The organism is Enhygromyxa salina, from assembly GCF_002994615.1.
Lineage (GTDB): Bacteria > Myxococcota_A > Polyangia > Nannocystales > Nannocystaceae > Plesiocystis > Plesiocystis salina_A.
In genome coordinates, this window is sequence record NZ_PVNK01000110.1 from 15,641 (window position 1) to 33,462 (window position 17,822).

The window sequence follows — 17,822 nt, forward strand, 5'->3', positions numbered from 1 at the left end:
GAATGATAGAGCAGCGGGCAGTCCGGACCAGGGACTATGCTCTGCAGGTGACAGCGGCCAACGACGGCGGGCGGGCGAGCGTCGAGCGCGGGCTCGCGCTGATCATCGTGCTGCTGGTCACCTACCGCCTCGCCTACCACGCCAGCTACCTCGGCGAGGTCCCCTTCACCCACGCGACCTTCGCCGACGGCGCGATGTACGAGCAGGCGGCCCGGGACATCCTCGACCACCCGCCGCTCGGGACCCAGGCCTTCTACCTTCAGGGCGCCTACGCCTACCTGCTCGCCCTCGGCATGGCGATCCGACCGTGGCCCTCGTTCGGCCTGATCGTCCAGCTGATCGTGGCCTTCGCCGCGCTCGCGCTCTTTCATCGCAGCGCCCTGAAGCTGTGGGGCCGCCGGGCGGGCTTGGTGTCGAGCATCGCGCTGCTCGCCTACCCCGGCCTCGCGTTCTACGAGAACAAGCACCTCAGCGCCGAGCTCGGCGTCGCGTGCAACATCCTGGTCATCGCCGCCTTCGTCGCGGTCCTCGCTCGCGCGGCCCCCGACCCGTCGCGGCCGGGCCTGCCCGACCGACGCCTGCTGCTCGCGAGCTTGGGGCTCGGGGCCGCGTCCGGGCTCGCGACCCTCGCCCGGCCCAACATGATCCTCGCGCTCCCCTTCACGCTGCTCGCGCTCGCCTTGGTCGTGCGCAGGCGCGCGGGCGAGCGCCCCCGCCGGGCCGTCGCGCTGGTCCTGGCCACGACCTTGCTCGGGACCACGCTCGCGCTCGCGCCGATGGCCGCGCGCAACCTCGCCGTGACCGGCTCCCCCGACGTCCAGCCCGTCCACGGGGGTGGGACCTCGTTCTTCATCGGCAACAACCCCAAGTCCCGGGGCGTGTGGAACGACGGCGACCTGCTCAGCGCCCGGCTCGGGACCGAGAGCCACGAGCTCGCCCTGGCCCTGGGCATCGACCCGACCCTGCCCGAGCGCGAGCGCGCCCGCGAGATCGGCGAGGCGCTCTACGCTCGCTCGCTCGACTGGATCGCCGACAACCCCGGGGCCTGGCTGAAGCTCGAGCTCCACAAGCTGTGGCTGACAACCGGCGACCAACAGCTGACCCAAGACTACGACTGGCTCGGCGAGCGCGAGCTCCTGCCCTGGGCCCACCGCGTCGGCGTGAGCTTCTCGATCTTGCTGGCGCTCGGCCTGCTCGGGGCCGGGGCGGTGCTCGGCAGGCGGTGGCTGCCGCCCGCGGCCGAGGACGACCAGCCCCCCCCAACGTGGACCGCGACCTCCAACCGGGCGGCGCTGGGGTGGTTCGTACTCGGGCAGCTGCTCGCCCCGCTGGCCGCCAACTTGCTCTACTTCACCTCGGCCCAGCACAGGCTGCCGCTGGTCGTCCCGCTCGCGCTGCTCTCGGGCCCGGGGCTGCTCGCGCTGATCGCCTGGGCACGCGCCAAGCTGGGCCGAGAGCCCGTGGCCCCCGAGCCGACCCACCCCCCGCTCCCGACCTGGCTCGTGGTCCTGGCCGGAGTCGCGCTCATCCAGGGCCCGTGGCCGCGCAGTCATCGTGAGCACCCCCACCCGGTCCACTACTACAACCTCGCCATGGTCCAGGACTCGATCGGCGAGCCCCTCGACGCGCTCGCCAGCTTGAACCGCGCGATTGAGCTGCGACCACGCCAGCCGATCTTCCACATGCGTCGGGCTCACCTGCGCCTGCGGCTCGAGGATTTCGACGGCGTCGACCAAGATCTGGCCCTGGTGTTCGATATCGCCGGGGCTGAGGGCGCGCCTGACTGGGTCGTCGAGCAGGCCGAGCTCGATCGGCACAGCCTCGCGATTGAACGCGCCTTGCGATCCCGCTGATCCTGCGACGACGAGCGCCGCGAGTTGGAAGGCTGCCCTCACGCAATTCTCCTCACCAACGTCGGCGGCGCGATCAGCTTTGGGGGCTATGAGCAAAACCTTTGTGCACGCCGCGGGGGCGACCGAATTAGCCGACTGCGCATCCGACGCCCGTTGTTGACCCCAGCGATTTCTGCGAGCCTCTTCCGGCTCAAAAGAAGACGATGACTACCAATCCTTCAGCCATCAGAACTTCGCCGCATTGGATGCGACGCACCCTCCTGACCGCCTCGGTGGTCCTGCTGTTCGGCTGCGATCTGTCGGCGAGCGGCAGCGCGAGCACGAGCGGAACCACCGCGCCGCCCGAGGGCCCCGCGGCCCCAGAGTACGAGCGCGCCTTCGACCAGTTCGCCGACGTCCCCAACCAGATGACCGCTCAGGTCGTGTGGGCGGCCGAGCCGATCGACGACGCCGTCAGGCTCGCCGATGAGGTCGCGGCCCTGCGCGCCAAGCTCGACATCGACCCGGCCGACTTCTCCGCCCTGTGCACCGTCGCGTTCAGCGACGGCGCGATCGAGGTCGGCGCGGTCACCGAGGTGGAAGAGGTCAAGACCGAGCTCGAGGCGACCCTGGCCCAGATCAAAGAAGTCGGCGTCGGCCTCCAGCGCGTCCCCAGCCGGGTCAAGACGGCCAACAAGGCGGTCGGCAAGCTCGCGATGTCCTCGCCCAAGCTGCTGCTCGAGTCGACCAAGGAGCTGTCCCGTGAGTTCGCGGTCGCCGTCGGTGACAGCGGCGTGCAGATCCAGGCCGACATCGACACCGCGAAGGCCCTGCCGGAGACGGTCAAGGCCGAGGCGGTCAAGGCCCAAAGCGTGCTCGCCACGCTGCCCGACAAGGCGACCCAAGCGACCTCGAACCTGATGGCCGCGATCAAGGGCGAGTCCTACGAGGCGATGGAGACGACCGCCAGCGGCGAGGCAGCGGTTGAAGCCGACGCCGAGCTCGCTGCCGACGGCACCGCGGTCGCGGCCGCCGCTCCGAGCGAGAGCGGGGGTGGTGAGCCGGCGAGCGGCGGCGGCGAGACCACGCCAGCGGCCCCGACCGCGGTCGCCCTGCCCCCCAAGGGCGCGGCGACCCCCTCCTTCCCACCCCAGGCCGTCGCGGCCCGCGTCGCCAAGCTCCAGCAGCTGGGCAACGCAGCCGCCGCTCGCGGTGACTGGCTGTCGGCCGCCGACGCCTTCGAAGAGGCCTACGTGCTCGCGCCCGACGACCTGACCCTCGCCTTCAAGACCGGCGACGCGGCGGCCAAGGCCAAGGACTGCACCCGCGCGCAGCTGTACCTCGAGCGCTTCACCCAGTTCGGCGACCAGACCATGTTCGCGCCGGAGATCGCCGCGTCAACCAAGACCCTCGGCGAGCTCAAGACCTTCGAGTGCCCCGCGCGGACGCCCGAAGACGAGGCCGCCCGCGCGGCGACCCTGGTCCTCGAGGCCGAGATCCTCGGCAAGGAAGACGACTGGGGCGGCGCCGCGGCCAACTACGCGATGGCCTATCAGCTCGATCCCGAGGACGCGAAGCTCGCCTTCGAGGTCGCGGTCGCGAGCTGGAACTCGCGCGAGTGCGGCGACGCGAGCACCTACTTCAGCCACTTCGCGTCCGTCGCCGATCCTCGCGCCCACCGCTCGCAGCTGCGCGAGACCAAGCGCTACCAAGAGGAAGCCGAGATGGGGATGTGCCCGACCTGGGGCCCCGGCGAGAAAGAGACCCACGCCCGCGATCTCTACACCCAGGCTCAAAGCCGCGAGCTCGAGCTCGACTTCCAGGCCGCGATCAGCAAGTACGAGCGGGCCTACTACCTGCTGCCCACCAACCACGCGCTGGCCTTCCGGATCGGCGACTCGGCGTGGAAGGCCCAGCTGTGCGAGCAGGCCGCGGCGAACTTCCGCACCTTCGTCACCAACGCCGACCCCGCCGACCCCCGCCACTCGACCGACATCCAGACGGCCAAGGGGATCCTGGCCAAGGTCGACTCGCTCGGCTGCCCCAACGCGCTCTACGGCGAGGCGACGGCGGCCACGGCCACGGCCGCCGACGAGGGCGACGGCGCGGTCGAGGCCGGCGGCGGAGCGGGCGGCGCTGGCGACGAGCAGCCGCCACCCTCGGGCGAGGGCGCGGGCGCTAGCGCCGGCGGCGGAACCTCCACCGTGGCCTGCTCCGTGACCGACGACAGCGCTCCTGCGGGCGCGCTGACCTTTGGCCTCCTGATGCTCGCCGGCCTCGGCCGAGCTCGGCGCCGCGAGGCCTGACACCCGAAGGTGTCGCCGCGTGGGGTACCCTCGCGGCGGCATGTCGGACCACTCCAAACAACCTGGCGGGGTCACGCGCCGCGGCCTGTTTCGCACCCTCGGGGCGGCGACCCTGGTCGCGGGCTGCGTCAAGCAAGACCCCGGGTCAGAGAACCCCGAGCGCTCCGAGGCCCCGGAGCTCGACGACGCGCTCGGCCTGACCCCCGCGCCGCTCGAGTTCGTGCTCGACGGTCAACCGGTCCAGGCCGAGGTCGAGGCGCGCACGACCTTGCTCGAGCTCCTGCGCCTCGACCTCGATCGCACGGGCACCAAGGTCGTGTGTGATCGCGGCGCCTGCGGGGCCTGCATGGTCCTGGTCGACGGCGTCCCGCGCAACAGCTGCATGATGCTCGCCCACGACGTCGGCGGGTCCGAGGTCACGACCGTGGCCGGGCTCGCCGAAGGTGAGCAGCTGTCCGCGCTCCAGCTCGCGTTCATCGAGCACGACGCGCTCCAGTGTGGCTTTTGCACCTCGGGCATGTTGATCAGCTCGACGGCCCTGCTGCGCGAGGGCGGCCCCCTCACCCGCGGCCAGGTCGAGGACGCGATCGCGGGCAACCTGTGCCGCTGCGGCACCTACCCCCACGTGGTCGACGCCGTCCTGGCCGTCGCCAACGGTGAGGGCGGCCGACGCCAGACCGAGCTGCTGCAGGTCAAAAAGGGAGGCGCGTGATGGCCAAGACCAAGCTCTCGCTCGGCTACGGCCCCAAGCTCGAGACGGTCCCCGTCGAGCTCCCGCCCGGCGAGCCCCGACCCTGGGACGCGAACGATCAGCTCGAGGTCGTCGGCGAGCCGGTCCCGCGCATCGACGGCCAGCTCAAGGTCAGCGGCGCGGCCCGCTACACCCACGACGTCGCGCTCGAGGACATGCTCCACGCGGCGGTCCTGCGCTCGCCCTACCCCTGCGCGACGATCAAACGCGTCGAGGTCAAAGCTGCGCTCGACCAGCCTGGGGTCGAGGCCGCGATCGCCGTCGCGGCCGTCGGCGACAAGCTGATCTTCGCCGGCCAAGACGTCGCCGCGGTCGCGGCCGCGCGGCCCGAGCAAGCCCGCGCCGCGCTCGCGTCGATCGTCGTCGAGTACGCGCCCGCGCCCTTCGTGGTCGGGACCCGAGCGGCCATGCGTGACGGCGCGCCGCTCGTCCACGAGACCGCCGTCGAGGAGCGTCGGACCGGCGCCGACGAGCCCGGCGCCGAGAAGGCCACGGGCGAGCTCAGCGGCAACATCCGACCGGGGCGCAGCCAGAAGCGAGGCGACGCCAAGCGGGCGCTCAACAAGGCCGCGCTCACCTTCGAGGCGACCTACGAGACCCAGTGTCACACCCACAGCTCGCTCGAGACCCACGGCGTCATGGTCAGGTGGGACAGCGAGGACGCGGCCACGGTCTGGGCCTCGACCCAGTCGATCTTCAGCGTGCGTGACGAGTTCGCCGCGATCTTCGGGCTCCCGCCGGCCAAGGTCCGCGTCATCACCCACTTCCTCGGCGGCGGCTTCGGCTCGAAATTCGGGGCCAACGCCTCGGGCACCGCGATCGCCAAGATCGCGGGTGAGCTCGCCCGCGCGACCAACAAGCCCGTCAAGCTGATGCTCACGCGCCACGAAGAGCACCTGTGCACGGGCAACCGGCCCGACTCGATCCAGACCGTCAAGCTCGGCGCGACGGCCACGCCCGGAGCCCAGGCCAAGATCACCGCGATCCACGTCCAGGCCCACGGCTCGGCCGGCGTCGGGACCGGGGCCGGCGTCGGTCGCAACGCCTCGGCCGTCTACACCAAGGTCCCCGACGTCCTCGTCGAGAGCGCCGACGTGTTCACCCACGCCGGGCCCGCGGTCGCGTTCCGGGCCCCCGGCCACCCCCAGGGCGCCTTCGCCATGGAGTCGGCCCTCGACGAGCTCGCCCGCCAGCTCGAGCTCGACCCGATCGACCTGCGCCTGGCCCACGACGGCCACCCCGTGCGCCGCTGGCAGCTCGAGCTCGGGCGCGAGCGCTTCAACTGGGACGCACGCCGCCAGGCCGCCGCCGACATGCGCGCCCGCGGCACTCGCGTGCGCCGGGGGGTGGGCTGCGCGGTCTCGATCTGGGGCGACTTCAGCGGGACCGAGGCCCGGGTCAGCGTCGAGATCGATCGCAAGGGCGGCGTCGTCGTCAAGAACGGCGTCCAGGACATCGGCGGCGGGATCGGGACGATCATGGCCCAGGTCGCGGCCGAGGTCCTCGCGCGCCCCGTCGATCAGATCCGGGTCGAGATCGGCGACAGCGAGCTCGGGCCCGGGGTCGGCAGCGGCGGCAGCAAGACCACGGCCTCGATCACCCCGGCGGTCCGCAACGCCGCCGAGGCGGCCAAGGCCGAGCTCGCCCAGATCGCCGCCGAGGCGCTCGAGGCCAGCTCGCCGAGCAAGCTGCGCTGGACCAACGAGGGCGTGAGCCTCGGTCGCCGGTCCCTGACCTGGGCCGAGCTGTGCGAGCGCATCGAGGGCGAGGCGATCGTCGCCGTCGGCACCCGGGCGCGGACCTACGGCCACTACCCCAAGTCCTTCCCCGGCTTCCCGACCCCCGAGATCGCCGGGGCCCAGTTCGCCGAGGTCGAGATCGACACCTGGACCGGCGAGGTCCGCTGCACCGAGCTCCTCGCGGTCCACGACTGCGGCCGCGTGATGAACGAGATGACGGTCCGCTCGCAGATAAACGGCGGGATCGCCCTCGGGGTCGGCTACGCGCTGATGGAGGAGCGGGTCATGGATCCCAGCCTCGGCGTGGTCCTCAACCCCAACCTCGACCAGTACAAGCCCTGCGGGGCCAAGGACCTGCCCGAGATCTCGATCGTCCTGACCGAGGTGCTCAGCGGCAACAACAACACCGGGGCCTACGGGATCGGCGAGCCCGCGACGATCCCGACCGCGGCCGCGATCGCCAACGCGGTCGGCGACGCGCTCGGCGTCCACGTCCGCAGCCTGCCGATCACCCCGGCCAAGATCCTCGACGCGCTCGAACGCGGGCGACAGACGAGCACCGAAGGAGACACCTGATGCAGCCCTTCGCCCTGATCCGAACCAAGCGACTCGAGCGCGCCCGCGCGATCGTCCGTGACAAGCCCGAGGCCCGCGCGCTGCGAGCCGGCGGCATCGACCTGCTCGACCGCATGAAAGAGGGCCTCGACGAGCCCGAGCTGCTCGTCGAGCTCCGCGACGCCATGGCCCCTCAGGTCGAGCTCGGCGCCGGCCAGCCGCTGCTCCCGGCCGAGAACCCCGAGCGCTTCCCCTCGGCCCCGCGCTTCGCTCAGATCGGCGCGCTCACTCCCCTCGCCCAGCTCGCGGCCGCCGAGCTGCCCGGCGCCGAGGCCCTGACCGAGGCCGCGAGCCAGGCCGCGACCCCGGGCATCCGCAACACCGCGACGGTCGGCGGCAACCTGCTCCAGCGCCCGCGCTGCTGGTACTTCCGCCAGCGCGAGCTCGTGTGCCTCAAGAAGGGCGGCGACACCTGCCTCGCGCTGATGGGCGACAACCGCTACCACGCGATCCTCGGCGCGGGCCCGAGCTTCATCGTCCACCCGTCGAGCCTGGCCACGCCGCTTTTGGCCCTCGACGCCGTCGTCTCGGTGTTCGCGGGGACCCCCTCCGATCCACCCGAGGGCGGCGCCACGACCGAGCCCAACAGCCTCCGGCTCCTGTCCGAGCTCTTCGTCAGCCCCGCCGACGACCCGACCCGCGAGCACGCGCTCGAGCCCGGCGACGTGCTCACCTCCGTGTGGGTTCCGGTCCTCGACGGCATGCGCAGCGCCTACCAGGCCGTGCGCGAGAAGCAGTCCCACGACTGGCCGCTGGCCGAAGCCGCGGTCCGCATGCGCATCGCCGCCGACGGCAGCATGCGCGACCTTCGGATCGCCCTCGGCCACGTCGCGCCGATCCCCTGGAACGCGAGCGCAGCCGCGGCGCTGCTCGAGGGCAAGGCCCCCAACGCCGATCTCTTCGCGCAGGCGGCCGACGCCGCGCTCGCCGACGCCGCGCCCCTCGACGGCAACGCCTACAAGGTCCCGATGACCAAGGGCCTCCTGCGCGAGGTCCTCCACCGCGCCTCGGGCCTCGCCCTCCCCGAGTGAGCCTCCACCGTCCGATCAGAGCAAAGCGAGCCCGCCATGCCCGAGTTCATCCGTGTCGACAAGTCCCGCCCGGTCTGCAAGCACCTGCGGACCAAGGCCCTGCACGCCTACGGCTCCGACACCCACGACGCCTTTCACACCAGCCGCTCGAGCAGCTACCAGTGCCTCAGGACCTGCTTCGTGACCGGGCCCGACCGTGGGCTGTGCGCGCCCGAAGTGTGCCAGCCGGGGCGCCGCTGCTTCGAGCCCAAGTAGCCGGCCAAGCAGCCGCCCGCTACTTGCGGAAGCGGACGTGGAAGTGGTTCACGTGCCCGCTCGAGTGGCGAATGATCCCGTGCCCGCGCTTTTTGCCGCGCGGATACTGAAACAGCTCGTCGAGGGTGTCGCGCGAGACGCCCTTCTTCTTGGCGTGCTCGTAGAGCAGCTTTTGGATCGAGTAATCCATGAAGATGTACTTGACCTCGTTCGTGTCCAAGAACGCGTCGATGAGGTCCCAGGTCCGGTTGACGTCGAGGTTGCTGGCGTTGGCCTTGACGAACCGGACCTCGTCGGCCTTGTCGCCCTTGAGCACGTAGCCGATGTCGACGTCGCGTCCGTGCTGGTGGCTGCGGTGGGGCGGAAATTTTCCGCCGCCCTTCTTGGAGATGTCGCCGATGTGGATCTTGGGCGAGCTGCGCCAGACCCTGCGATAGGCCGAGATCGCGGTCTGGATCAGGCGGATGCTGTCGCCGGTTCCGTAGGCCAGGTTCGGGTGCTTGACCACGTAGTACTTGCCCGAGGGCATCTGGACGCCGCTCGAGAGCACGCCCGTGTCGTCGTCGTAGCCGCCGAAGCCGGGCAGGACCGAGCCGTCTTTGTAGACGACCAGGGTCTGGCCGACCTTGAGGTCGTTGGCGTTCTTGAGCTTGCCGCGCTGGTAGCCGAGCAGCTCGTGGGTCGTGAGCCCGTACTTGCTGGCGATGCCGCCGAGGGTGTCGCCGGACTTGACCGTGTACTCGATCTTGCTGCGATCGCGGGGCGCGATCTCCGGACACACGCGCAGGCGCTGGCCGACGCTGAGCAAGTTGGCGTTGGACTTGAGCTTGCTGTTGAGCCGGATCATGTCGCGGCGCCGAACCCCGTAGCGCCCGGCGATCTCGCCGAGGTTCTCGCCGGGCACGACCACGTGGGTGTGCAGCGGCGTCCGGTAGCCGCAGGTCTTGCTGTTCTTGGCCTTCTTGGTCTCGAGGCAGATCAGCAGCTCCTGGCCGACCCGCAGCGAGTTCGGGTTCTTCTTGAGCTTGGCGTTGCGCGCGACCACGGTGTCGACGCTGACGCCGTACTTGGCCGCGATGCCGCTGAGAGTGTCGCCGCTGCGGACCTCATGCTCGGTGATGATCTTGCCGCCGCCGCAGCTCTTGCCGCTGCTGCTCGAACTCTTCTTCTTCTTCGAGTTCGAGCTCTTTCCGGGCAGACAGACCTTGAGCTTCTGGCCCGAGCGGATCTTGTTGGGGTCGAGCCTGGGGTTGGCGCGCTCGATCGAGCGCTGGCTGACGCCGTGCTTGACGGCGATGCCGCTGAGGGTCTGGCCCGGGGCGACCTCGTGCTCGATCATCTCGCCGCCGTCGGGGCAACCCCCGGCGCTCACGAAGCTCGGGGCGACGAGAGGCGCAGCCAAGCCGACGAGGAAGCCGGCGATCAGTCCCAATCGGACACGCACGAGAGCTTGCTTCTCATGAGCAACCGGCGATCGCAAGAGCGCCCTCCCGGGCCGTGGGCTGGCTTTCCGGGCCAATTGAATAGTCGCGGGTCGCCGTGCGTCGAGCGCAAAATTCGGCGTTTTGGCCGGGTTTCGCGTCCCTGCTCGAGACCGTTGCTCCAGGCCTCTGTCGCCAGCCGCGCCCGAACTCGGGTGCCAGCGCGGAGTCAGCTCACCCGCGCAGCCAAGCCGACCACCAAACTCGTCACCGCGCCGCGGTCTCCGGCGCCCTCGCTACGGTTGATCTGCCCCGGGCTTCGGGCGATCGTCGCGGACCATGGCCAAACGAGACAAGGGCAAGGACAAGGGCAAGGGCAGCGGCGGCCGGACGACCGTGCTCGCGGCCTTGCTGGCCATCATCACCCTCGTCGCCATGTGGCTCTCGGACTGCATCCCTGGCTTCGGTATCGGCTCCTCGGGCAGCGCCGACGGCGAGCCCGAAGCGAGCGAGAAGGCCGAGCCGGCCGAGCCCGAACCCGAGCCCAAACCCGAGCCCGAGCCCGAGCCCGAGCCCAAGCCCGAGAAGCTCGAGAAGCCCGGGCCGCTCGAGATCGTGGTCGACGCCCGCGGCTGCATCATCGGCGACGCGGCCCCGCAAGACTGCGCGGCGCTGTGCGAGCAAGACGAGCTGTTCGAGGGCGTCAACGAGGTCAAGATCGACACGACCGAGGGCCCCCACGACAAGGTCGTCGCGCTGCTCGACTGCGTCAAAAACCGCGGCCTCGAGGTCGCGGTCACCCGCGAGTAGGCGCCGGATGATCGCCCACTCGCTCTTCGATCCCCTCGGCGTGCTCGTCCTCGCGGCGGTCGTCGCGATGATCGTCGGGGCCGCGCTGTGGTTTCGGCAGGGCCAGCAGGCCTTCGATCAGCTCGCGGGCGCGCTCAAGGTCCTGCGCCGGGTCGCGGGGGAGCTCAGCGAGCAGCACCCGATCCGCAAGCGGCTCGAGGCCGCGCCGGTCGTCGATCTGAGCTTCGAGGAGATCACCCGGCTGATGAGCGGCGACGCCAGCGAGCCGGCCGCCCGCGCGCTCGTCCGCCTCGGCGAGCGCATCGCCTGGATCGAGCGCTTCGCCCAATTCGCCGTCCACCTCGGCATCCTCGGCACCGTGTTCGCGCTCGTCAGCTCCGACCCCACCGATCTCGAAGGCTTCCGCGAGCGCCTCCCGACCGCGCTCGGCACGACCTTCTGGGGCCTGATCGGCGCGCTCGCGCTGTCGGGCATCGCGGGCGCCTGCGAGAGCCTCGTCGAGCGCGCCCGCCTCCACGTCCGCGTGGCCCTGCTCGAGGGCCTCGAGGACGCGCCCGAGGGCCTCGAGACCGAGACCTCCGAGCCGCGGGTCCCCGACTGATGGCCCGGCGCAACCTCGACATGCTGCCCTTGCTCGACGTGTTCATGGTCGTGCTCTTCGTGTTCGCGACGATCCAGGAGGGCGAACTCGACAGCTCGGTCCAGGAGCTCGACGAGCTCTCGGCCAGGCTGGTCGAGGCCGAGGCCGTCGCCGCGGCCGAGTCGGCCCGGGCGGCGGCGCTCGCGGCCGAGCTCGAGATCGCCGCCCAGCGCGGGCAGCAGGCCTCGGAGCTCGAGACCAAGGTCGCCGCCTACCAGCGCGCGTGCGGGCCCCGGGCGCCCGGCGATCCCCTGTGTCCCGCCGCCAACCCCGACGCCCGCGCCCACGCCGAGCTCGCCGAGGTCCAGCAGCGCCTGCTCGACAACGTCGCCGTGTTCGAGGTCGAGATCGCCGGCGAGCCCAACCTCGACACGGGCAAGACCCACAACCATTGCTGCTTTCGCGCCGATCCGCCCCAGGGCGAGTGGCGCAGCTGCGGCGACGTCCCGAGCCCGGAGCAAGCCCGCGAGGACTGGTTCGACAGCGGCGCAGACGGCCTCCGCCCCGCCCTGCGCGAGACCCAAGACGGCTACGCGATCGTGATGGTCCGCCAGGACGCCGCCGCCCGCAACCTGATCACCAACGATCTGACCCAGCTCCTGCGCGAGCGCCTGCCCGGCTACCAGGTCTACAACAACGGCATCTCGAGCGAGCCGCTTCAGTGCCCGGCGGCGCCCTGAGCCCGCCGCCTTTGGGCCCGAGCGTGACGCCGCGGCCCTCGACCTCGACCGTGATCGTGGGCGGATAGAGAGGATCGCCGTAGCGCTCGCGCAGCTCGGTCCGAGCCTCGAGCGGTCGCCTCGCCACGCGCAGCGTGGTCAGCAGCGTCGAGCGGGGCCCCGGCGGCAGCCCGCTCACTGAGCCGCGGCGGTCTCGCGCTCGGCCTGGGAGTGCCAGCGCTTCATCTTGCGCTTGATCATCTCCTTTTTGACCATGCCGACGAGGTCGATCATCAGCCGACCCGTGAGGTGGTCGTGCTCGTGCTGGAGCGCGCGGCCGAACAGCTCCTCGCCCTCGACCTCGAAGGTCTCGCCGGCCACGTTCTGCGCGCGAACCTTGGCCCAGCGCGGGCGCTTGACGTCGACGAACACGTCGGGGAAGGACAGGCAGCCCTCTTCGGCGATGACCAGGCCCTTGCCGGTCTCGACGACCTCGGGGTTGATGAACACCAGGGGATCGGCGGCGTCGTCGCCCGTTGCGACCTTGCCGTCGATGATGAAGATCCGCTCGAGGCGGCCGACCTGGATGGCGGCGATGCCTGCGGCGTTGAGCGAGAACATCGTGTCGATCAGATCACGCACGAGCTCACGGATCTCGTCGGTGATCTCCTCGACCGCGAAGGTGTCCTCGCGGAGGCGGGGATCGGGGTACTTGACGACTTCGAGCGCGGCCATTGGCTTGACTCGCCGGAGCTCCGGCGCCGACAGAGGGTAGCCCGAAGCCGCGCGAGTGACCAGACGGTGCCCCGCGCGCCCACCGAGCCGCAGATCCGCGCTCGCGCCCCCTCGACACTGGCCCGAGCGCGGGGGAGGTGTTACGAGGCCACTGTCCATGAGCGACGCCACGCCCGAGACCATTCGCCAAGCGCTGAGCACCGTCGAAGACCCCGCGATCGGGCGGAGCATCGTCGCCGGCCGCCAAGTCGGAGAGATCCGCGTCGGCGACTCGATCCGCGTCGAGGTCGCGCTGATCTCCCCCGGCTACCCGCTCAAGGGCACGCTCGAGACCCGGATCCGCGAGGCCCTCGAGCCCTTCGCCAAGCCGATCCAGATCGAGTGGAAGCTCGCCGTCCCGCGCAAGCCGCCGCGCCAAGACCTCGATCGCCTCCCGACGGTCAAGAACGTGATCGCCGTCGGCGCCGGCAAGGGCGGCGTCGGCAAGAGCACGGCCGCGGTCAACATCGCGATGGCGCTGTCGCGGCTCGGCGCCTCGGTCGGGCTGCTCGACGCCGACATCTACGGCCCGAGCGTGCCCAAGATGATGGGCCCGCCCTCGCGGCCCTGCGACAAGAGCGTCAGCGGCGAGCGCATCATCCCGGCCCTCCACCGCGGCCTGCCGGTCATGAGCGTGGACTTCTTCGTCGAGACCGGGCGCGCGGTCATCTGGCGGGGGCCGATGATCCACAAGCTCCTTCAACAGTTCCTCGAGGACGTCGACTGGGGTGAGCTCGACTATCTGATCATCGATCTGCCCCCGGGAACCGGCGACGCGCAGCTCTCGCTCGGGCAGCTGCTGCCGATCACCGGCGGCGTGATCGTCACGACGCCGCAAGAGGTCGCGCTGCTCGACGTCCGCAAGGCCGTCGACATGTTCGCCAAGCTCGAGGTCCCGCTGCTCGGGCTGATCGAGAACATGAGCCACTATCGCTGCCCGTCCTGCGGCCACGTCGATCACATCTTCTCGAGCGGCGGCGGCAAGCGCCTCGCGCAGGAGCTGAGCATCGAGCTCCTCGGCCAGCTCCCGATCGACAACAGCGTCAGCGCAGGCGGAGAGACCGGCAACCCGGTCGTCAACGCCGTCCCCGACGGCGAGCACGCCAAGATCTTCCTCGACACCGCAGCCAACATCGCGCTCGCGGCCGCCAAGCTCCACGCGACCGGCCCCAAGCGAAGCTCGCTCCTAAGGACGGTTTGAGACCCCCGCGGCCGTCTGCGGTCTTTGCTAATTCAAGGATGAGACGGGGAACGAGCCGGACTCGCCGAGCACGTCGATCAGCGACTGGGCACGCTCGGTGAGCAGCTCCACGCGACAGTCGGCGTCTCGGGCCGCGAGGCAGCGCTGCTGCAGACGCAGGTGGGGCATCGAGCCGCCGGGCTGACGGCCGCGACGTGCGGCGCGCATGACCTCGACGCTGGGCACCAAGGAGGCGATCGCGTAGATGATCATCCGCGCGTCGTCGAGCTCGAGGATCGTGCGGATCATCTGGCGGTCGTCCTCGTCGAAGGTCTCGGCCATGCGCTCGACCTGGGCCTTGAGGACCTCGAGCGCGTGGCCGTCGACGGGGTCGTGCTCCGGCAGAGCCTCGACCTTCACGAGGCGAAAGCTGCGCTCGTGCTGGGGCTGCTCCTCGACCACCCGGACCCGGCCCAGACCCTCGAGCCGGATGAAGCGCCGACCGTCGGGCCGGCGCTGGTGGGCGATCAGCTGGCCGATCCCAAACACGGCCTCGATCGCGGGCCGCTCGTCGCCGGGATCGTGGAGCGGCAGCGCCAGATCTGCGGGATCGAGGAGGCTCGGATCGGGGCGCAGCAACGGCACGCCCACGTGCATGCCCCCTTCGAGGGCATGGTTGACCAGGTCGAGGTAGCGCGGCTCGAACACGTTGAGCGGCAGCACCATCCCGGGCAGGAACACGACGTTGGGCAGCGGGAAGATCGGCAACGCGGCGAGGATCTCGGGCGCTGGCAGTCGATCCATGTCCAACATCGGCTCGACGAGCCTAGACGCATCAGCTGGTGTTGGCGAGTGGAATCGACGGCAAGTCCCCGTTCCCGGCGTCCAGTTCGCCCTCTGCCCCCACGTCGGTCACGCGCCCGCGACCATGCGCGGCGCACACTAAAGCGGCGCGGTCAGCTGGGTCTGGAGGTCGATGCGCGTCTTGAGCTCGCCGCGGTACGAGGCCGTGACGACGCGCGTGCCGTGCTTGTCGTCGGGCACGTTGAGGCAGTTGTGCTGACCGGTGATTACGCACGCGGCTCCGCGCGCGCCGAGGTGCTCCATCAGCGCGTCCGCGATGTCGTTGCAGACCCGCTCTTGCAAGGTGAGTCGACGCGTGAAGCAGTGGACGAGGTCGTTGAGCCGACCGAAGCCGACGAGCGCGGCCCCAGGCAGATAGGCGACGGTCGCCGCCCCGACCCAGGGCATCAGGTGGTGCGGGCACATCCCGTGACAGGGGATGTCCCGCACGACCACGAACTCGGTGTCGCCCTCGTCGTCGATCAGATCGCTGAGGATCTCCGCGGGGTCGGCGTCGTAGCCGGACAGGACTTGGGTGGCCCATAGTCGGGCCACTCGATCGGGGGTGCCGACGAGATCGCTGTGCTCGGGGTCGAGACCACAAGCCCGCAGCAACTCTCGAACGGCGTCGGCGAGCGGGTCGGCCACCGGCCCAGTCTACGCGACAGTCCGGAGACGAGCCCAGGCACGAACAGACTGCGTGCGGCCGCACACGAGCCTGCTCGTGTCCCCCGACCGCCCGGCCTGGGCGCCGGGACGGTTTCCAGCCCCGGGGTTGACGGCTCGCGAGCACACGCCTATACCTCCGGACCCTCATGTCCACCGCCGACGCGCCGACCCCCACTCCCACGATCGACACCTCCGAGCAGCACTTGCCGGTGCTCGGACGTCCGCTGGAGGTACGCGTTGACGAGCGCGGCGTCGAGCGGGCGATTCGCAAGCTCCGCCGGCTGATGGCCAGCGAGGGCGTGCTGCGCGAGATCAAGCGCCGCCGCCACCACGAGAAGCCCAGCGTCAAGTCCAAGCGCAAGCTGCGTGAGGCCGAGCGTCGCCGCAAGCGTCGCCAGCGTAAGGGCCCGCCCCGCGGCGAGCGCTGAGCTCCTTTCAACCTGCGAGAGAGCCGTGAGTCCCCTGGACTCGCGGCTCTTCGAGTTTAATGAGCCGGTCGGATACGCTGGCCGCCATGCACGCCCATCGGCTCGTGGTTCAGCGCCTCCCCGAGGGCTCGGTCCCGCCCGTAGGCGACGGGATCCGGCGGGTCGATCCACCCGCGCTCGGCAGCGTGCGCCTGGTCTTCGGCGTCGGCTCCGGCCCCGACGCCGACCCCAGCAGCGACGACTTTCACCCCGTGTACACGATCGCGATGCCCGTGTTCAGCCACGGCGGCCTCGACCCCGACGGGATCTACGAGTTCGACGCGGGCGCGCAGCTCGAGCTGCTCCGGGCGCGCGCGACCCGGCGGCGGTGGGCGGTCCGCCTCGAGCTCGAGCTCGAGATCGCGAGCGAGGCCGTCAACGCGGCGGAGCTGTGGGTCGAGACCCCGTGGACCACGGGCGACCCGCGACCGCTGCTGCTCGGGCCCGAGCGCGGCACCCCCCTCAGCGGCGGCGGCCGATCGCTGACGATCGCGAGCACCCCGGTCACCACCGTCGACGCGGCGCGGACCCTCGGCGGGACCTTCACGGTCGTGCTCCGCGACGCCGATCCCCACGGCGGCGGCCCGGCCACCGTCGAGAGCCCCCCCCTCGAGATCTGCCTCGACCTGCGCTGCTACGAGTTCGAGCCCGAGGCCGACGATAGCGAGTGACCGTGGCCGCCAAGCGCAAACGCAAGCGTCGGCTCAGCAAGCGCAAACGCGCCAAGCGCAGGCGCATCGCTGCGGTCCTCGCCACGCTGATCGCCGGGCTGGTGTGGGCGTGGATCGGCTCCAACATGCGCGCGCTGACGGGCCTCGCCGGCGCCGGGCCTCCGCGCCGCGGCGACGCCGTGCGGGTCGTGAGCTGGAACCTGGCCAACTTCCGCGGCCACGCCAGCGGCCACGACCTCACGCGCATGCGCGAGGTCATCGAAGCCCTCGACCCCGACGTGATCGCGGTCCAGGAGATCAAAGATCCCGAGGCCCTCGCCGCCCTCCTCCCGGGCTGGGAGCTGCGCCTCTCGGCCAAGGGCGGCCGCGGCCACCAGCTGCTCGGCGTCGCCTGGCGACCCGAGCGGGTCGAGCTGCTCGACAGCGCCGAGCACCCCGAGCTCAGCATCGGCGGCCGCGTGCGCCCGGCCCTCTCGGCCTACCTGCGCGCGCGCGACGGGGGACCTGACTTTTGGCTCGTCATCGTCCACCTCAAGGCGATGCCCGACAGCGTCGAGGTCCGCCGCAAGCAGTGGCCGAAGCTCGTCGACATCGCCGCAGACACCCAGACCCGCGACGGAGATCTGATCGTCGTCGGCGACTTCAACACCACCGGGCCGCCCGGCGGCGGGCGCCGGGGCCCGGCGATCGAGCAGCTCGAGCTCAGCGAGGCCCTGGCCCCAGCTGGGCTCCGACGCCTGACCAACGCGACCGGGTGCACCGCCTACTACGACGGCCGCCGCCGCGACGCGTGGAAGGAGCCCTCGGAGATCGACCTGGTCTGGGTCCGCGAGCTCGACGAGTCCCTCGACGTCGACGCCCAGGTTCACAGCGGGACCCACTGCGCGTCCGAGCGCTGCGGCGACTTCCGCTCGACCGAGGCCTACCCTCTGCATGACTACGAGTCCGTCAGCGATCACTGCCCGGTCGTGGTCGATCTACGCCGGACCGACGACGACTGAACGAGAGCCAACTGATCACACCAATGAAGTCGTCGCTATCGGGCCCGTCCAAGGCCGCGGCTCGCCCCACAATGAGGCGACCCCGAGCCCTTCCGAGCTGGCGATGGAGCTGGCGATGAAACTGGCGATGAACCCCGCCCCCGAGCAAACTCGCCGTA

At 70.9% G+C, this 17,822-nt stretch carries 17 protein-coding genes; 13 read left to right on the forward strand and 4 right to left on the reverse strand.

Features of this window, described 5'->3' with window-relative positions; translation table 11 throughout:
• The first annotated feature begins 47 nt into the window (after positions 1-47).
• The 6 genes from ENSA5_RS10185 (at position 48) to ENSA5_RS10210 (ending at position 8,529) form a co-directional block, all read left to right on the forward strand.
• On the forward strand, positions 48-1,853 hold the full coding sequence (locus ENSA5_RS10185; protein ID WP_106391443.1) for a tetratricopeptide repeat protein: 1,806 nt from the start codon (positions 48-50) through the stop codon (positions 1,851-1,853).
• Positions 1,854-2,098: 245 nt separating this feature from the next.
• Complete coding sequence (locus tag ENSA5_RS10190) at positions 2,099-4,138, forward strand: hypothetical protein (protein WP_106391444.1); 2,040 nt, start codon at positions 2,099-2,101, stop codon at positions 4,136-4,138.
• 40 nt (positions 4,139-4,178) lie between these two features.
• Entirely contained in the window at positions 4,179-4,850 is a 672-nt protein-coding gene (locus ENSA5_RS10195; RefSeq protein ID WP_106391445.1) for a (2Fe-2S)-binding protein, read from the forward strand.
• A complete protein-coding gene (locus ENSA5_RS10200; protein ID WP_106391446.1) occupies positions 4,850-7,204 on the forward strand; it encodes a xanthine dehydrogenase family protein molybdopterin-binding subunit in 2,355 nt (784 codons plus the stop codon). Before ENSA5_RS10195 ends, ENSA5_RS10200 begins: the two co-directional genes overlap by 1 nt.
• On the forward strand, positions 7,204-8,274 hold the full coding sequence (locus ENSA5_RS10205) for an FAD binding domain-containing protein (RefSeq protein ID WP_106391447.1): 1,071 nt from the start codon (positions 7,204-7,206) through the stop codon (positions 8,272-8,274). Before ENSA5_RS10200 ends, ENSA5_RS10205 begins: the two co-directional genes overlap by 1 nt.
• A gap of 36 nt (positions 8,275-8,310) precedes the next feature.
• Complete coding sequence (locus tag ENSA5_RS10210) at positions 8,311-8,529, forward strand: hypothetical protein (RefSeq protein WP_106391448.1); 219 nt, start codon at positions 8,311-8,313, stop codon at positions 8,527-8,529.
• Between the two features lie 19 nt (positions 8,530-8,548).
• Here ENSA5_RS10210 and ENSA5_RS10215 read toward each other — a convergent pair whose 3' ends face one another.
• Complete coding sequence (locus tag ENSA5_RS10215; protein WP_146155536.1) at positions 8,549-9,973, reverse strand: penicillin-insensitive murein endopeptidase; 1,425 nt, start codon at positions 9,971-9,973, stop codon at positions 8,549-8,551.
• 316 nt (positions 9,974-10,289) lie between these two features.
• Between ENSA5_RS10215 and ENSA5_RS37395 the strand changes: the two genes are divergently transcribed.
• From ENSA5_RS37395 to ENSA5_RS10230, 3 genes are read left to right on the forward strand one after another with little or no spacing between them, the layout of a single operon-like run.
• The gene (locus ENSA5_RS37395; protein ID WP_181197599.1) at positions 10,290-10,760 is read left to right on the forward strand and encodes a hypothetical protein; all 471 of its coding nucleotides are present in this window, start codon (positions 10,290-10,292) and stop codon (positions 10,758-10,760) included.
• 7 nt (positions 10,761-10,767) lie between these two features.
• The gene (locus ENSA5_RS10225) at positions 10,768-11,361 is read left to right on the forward strand and encodes a hypothetical protein (protein WP_106391451.1); all 594 of its coding nucleotides are present in this window, start codon (positions 10,768-10,770) and stop codon (positions 11,359-11,361) included.
• A complete protein-coding gene (locus ENSA5_RS10230; protein WP_106391452.1) occupies positions 11,361-12,080 on the forward strand; it encodes a hypothetical protein in 720 nt (239 codons plus the stop codon). Before ENSA5_RS10225 ends, ENSA5_RS10230 begins: the two co-directional genes overlap by 1 nt.
• A 174-nt stretch (positions 12,081-12,254) precedes the next feature.
• Here ENSA5_RS10230 and def read toward each other — a convergent pair whose 3' ends face one another.
• Complete coding sequence (gene def / locus ENSA5_RS10235) at positions 12,255-12,794, reverse strand: peptide deformylase (protein WP_106391453.1); 540 nt, start codon at positions 12,792-12,794, stop codon at positions 12,255-12,257.
• A gap of 157 nt (positions 12,795-12,951) precedes the next feature.
• Between def and ENSA5_RS10240 the strand changes: the two genes are divergently transcribed.
• Positions 12,952-14,034, forward strand: a complete 1,083-nt coding sequence (locus ENSA5_RS10240; RefSeq protein ID WP_106391454.1) for an Mrp/NBP35 family ATP-binding protein — start codon at positions 12,952-12,954, stop codon at positions 14,032-14,034.
• Positions 14,035-14,061: 27 nt separating this feature from the next.
• Here the strand turns inward: ENSA5_RS10240 and ENSA5_RS10245 are convergent, their stop codons facing one another.
• The gene (locus ENSA5_RS10245) at positions 14,062-14,817 is read right to left on the reverse strand and encodes an LON peptidase substrate-binding domain-containing protein (RefSeq protein WP_181197600.1); all 756 of its coding nucleotides are present in this window, start codon (positions 14,815-14,817) and stop codon (positions 14,062-14,064) included.
• Between the two features lie 138 nt (positions 14,818-14,955).
• Positions 14,956-15,504 (reverse strand): GTP cyclohydrolase I, encoded by a 549-nt coding sequence (gene folE / locus ENSA5_RS10250; RefSeq protein WP_106391456.1) that lies wholly within the window; start codon positions 15,502-15,504, stop codon positions 14,956-14,958.
• A 167-nt stretch (positions 15,505-15,671) separates the two neighbouring features.
• Between folE and rpsU the strand changes: the two genes are divergently transcribed.
• From rpsU to ENSA5_RS10265, 3 genes are all read left to right on the forward strand, one after another.
• Positions 15,672-15,953, forward strand: a complete 282-nt coding sequence (gene rpsU, locus ENSA5_RS10255; protein ID WP_106391457.1) for a 30S ribosomal protein S21 — start codon at positions 15,672-15,674, stop codon at positions 15,951-15,953.
• An 86-nt stretch (positions 15,954-16,039) separates the two neighbouring features.
• Positions 16,040-16,663 carry a hypothetical protein gene (locus tag ENSA5_RS10260; RefSeq protein WP_106391458.1) on the forward strand — a complete coding sequence of 208 codons (624 nt, stop codon included), beginning with the start codon at positions 16,040-16,042 and terminating at the stop codon, positions 16,661-16,663.
• Positions 16,664-16,665: 2 nt separating this feature from the next.
• Positions 16,666-17,664: an endonuclease/exonuclease/phosphatase family protein gene (locus ENSA5_RS10265; RefSeq protein ID WP_106391459.1), complete on the forward strand. Its 999-nt coding sequence runs from the start codon at positions 16,666-16,668 to the stop codon at positions 17,662-17,664.
• Positions 17,665-17,822 lie beyond the last annotated feature (158 nt).

What these genes read in the sequence shown, in the direction of transcription:
- ENSA5_RS10190 (WP_106391444.1), top strand. Translation starts at nt 2,099, where the DNA reads ATGCGACGCACCCTCCTGACCGCCTCGGTGGTCCTGCTGTTCGGCTGC.
- ENSA5_RS10195 (WP_106391445.1), top strand. Translation starts at nt 4,179, where the DNA reads ATGTCGGACCACTCCAAACAACCTGGCGGGGTCACGCGCCGCGGCCTG.
- ENSA5_RS10200 (WP_106391446.1), top strand. Translation starts at nt 4,850, where the DNA reads ATGGCCAAGACCAAGCTCTCGCTCGGCTACGGCCCCAAGCTCGAGACG.
- ENSA5_RS10205 (WP_106391447.1), top strand. Translation starts at nt 7,204, where the DNA reads ATGCAGCCCTTCGCCCTGATCCGAACCAAGCGACTCGAGCGCGCCCGC.
- ENSA5_RS10210 (WP_106391448.1), top strand. Translation starts at nt 8,311, where the DNA reads ATGCCCGAGTTCATCCGTGTCGACAAGTCCCGCCCGGTCTGCAAGCAC.
- ENSA5_RS37395 (WP_181197599.1), top strand. Translation starts at nt 10,290, where the DNA reads ATGGCCAAACGAGACAAGGGCAAGGACAAGGGCAAGGGCAGCGGCGGC.
- ENSA5_RS10225 (WP_106391451.1), top strand. Translation starts at nt 10,768, where the DNA reads ATGATCGCCCACTCGCTCTTCGATCCCCTCGGCGTGCTCGTCCTCGCG.
- ENSA5_RS10230 (WP_106391452.1), top strand. Translation starts at nt 11,361, where the DNA reads ATGGCCCGGCGCAACCTCGACATGCTGCCCTTGCTCGACGTGTTCATG.
- def (WP_106391453.1), bottom strand. Translation starts at nt 12,794, where the DNA reads ATGGCCGCGCTCGAAGTCGTCAAGTACCCCGATCCCCGCCTCCGCGAG.
- ENSA5_RS10240 (WP_106391454.1), top strand. Translation starts at nt 12,952, where the DNA reads ATGAGCGACGCCACGCCCGAGACCATTCGCCAAGCGCTGAGCACCGTC.
- ENSA5_RS10245 (WP_181197600.1), bottom strand. Translation starts at nt 14,817, where the DNA reads ATGGATCGACTGCCAGCGCCCGAGATCCTCGCCGCGTTGCCGATCTTC.
- rpsU (WP_106391457.1), top strand. Translation starts at nt 15,672, where the DNA reads ATGTCCACCGCCGACGCGCCGACCCCCACTCCCACGATCGACACCTCC.
- ENSA5_RS10260 (WP_106391458.1), top strand. Translation starts at nt 16,040, where the DNA reads ATGCACGCCCATCGGCTCGTGGTTCAGCGCCTCCCCGAGGGCTCGGTC.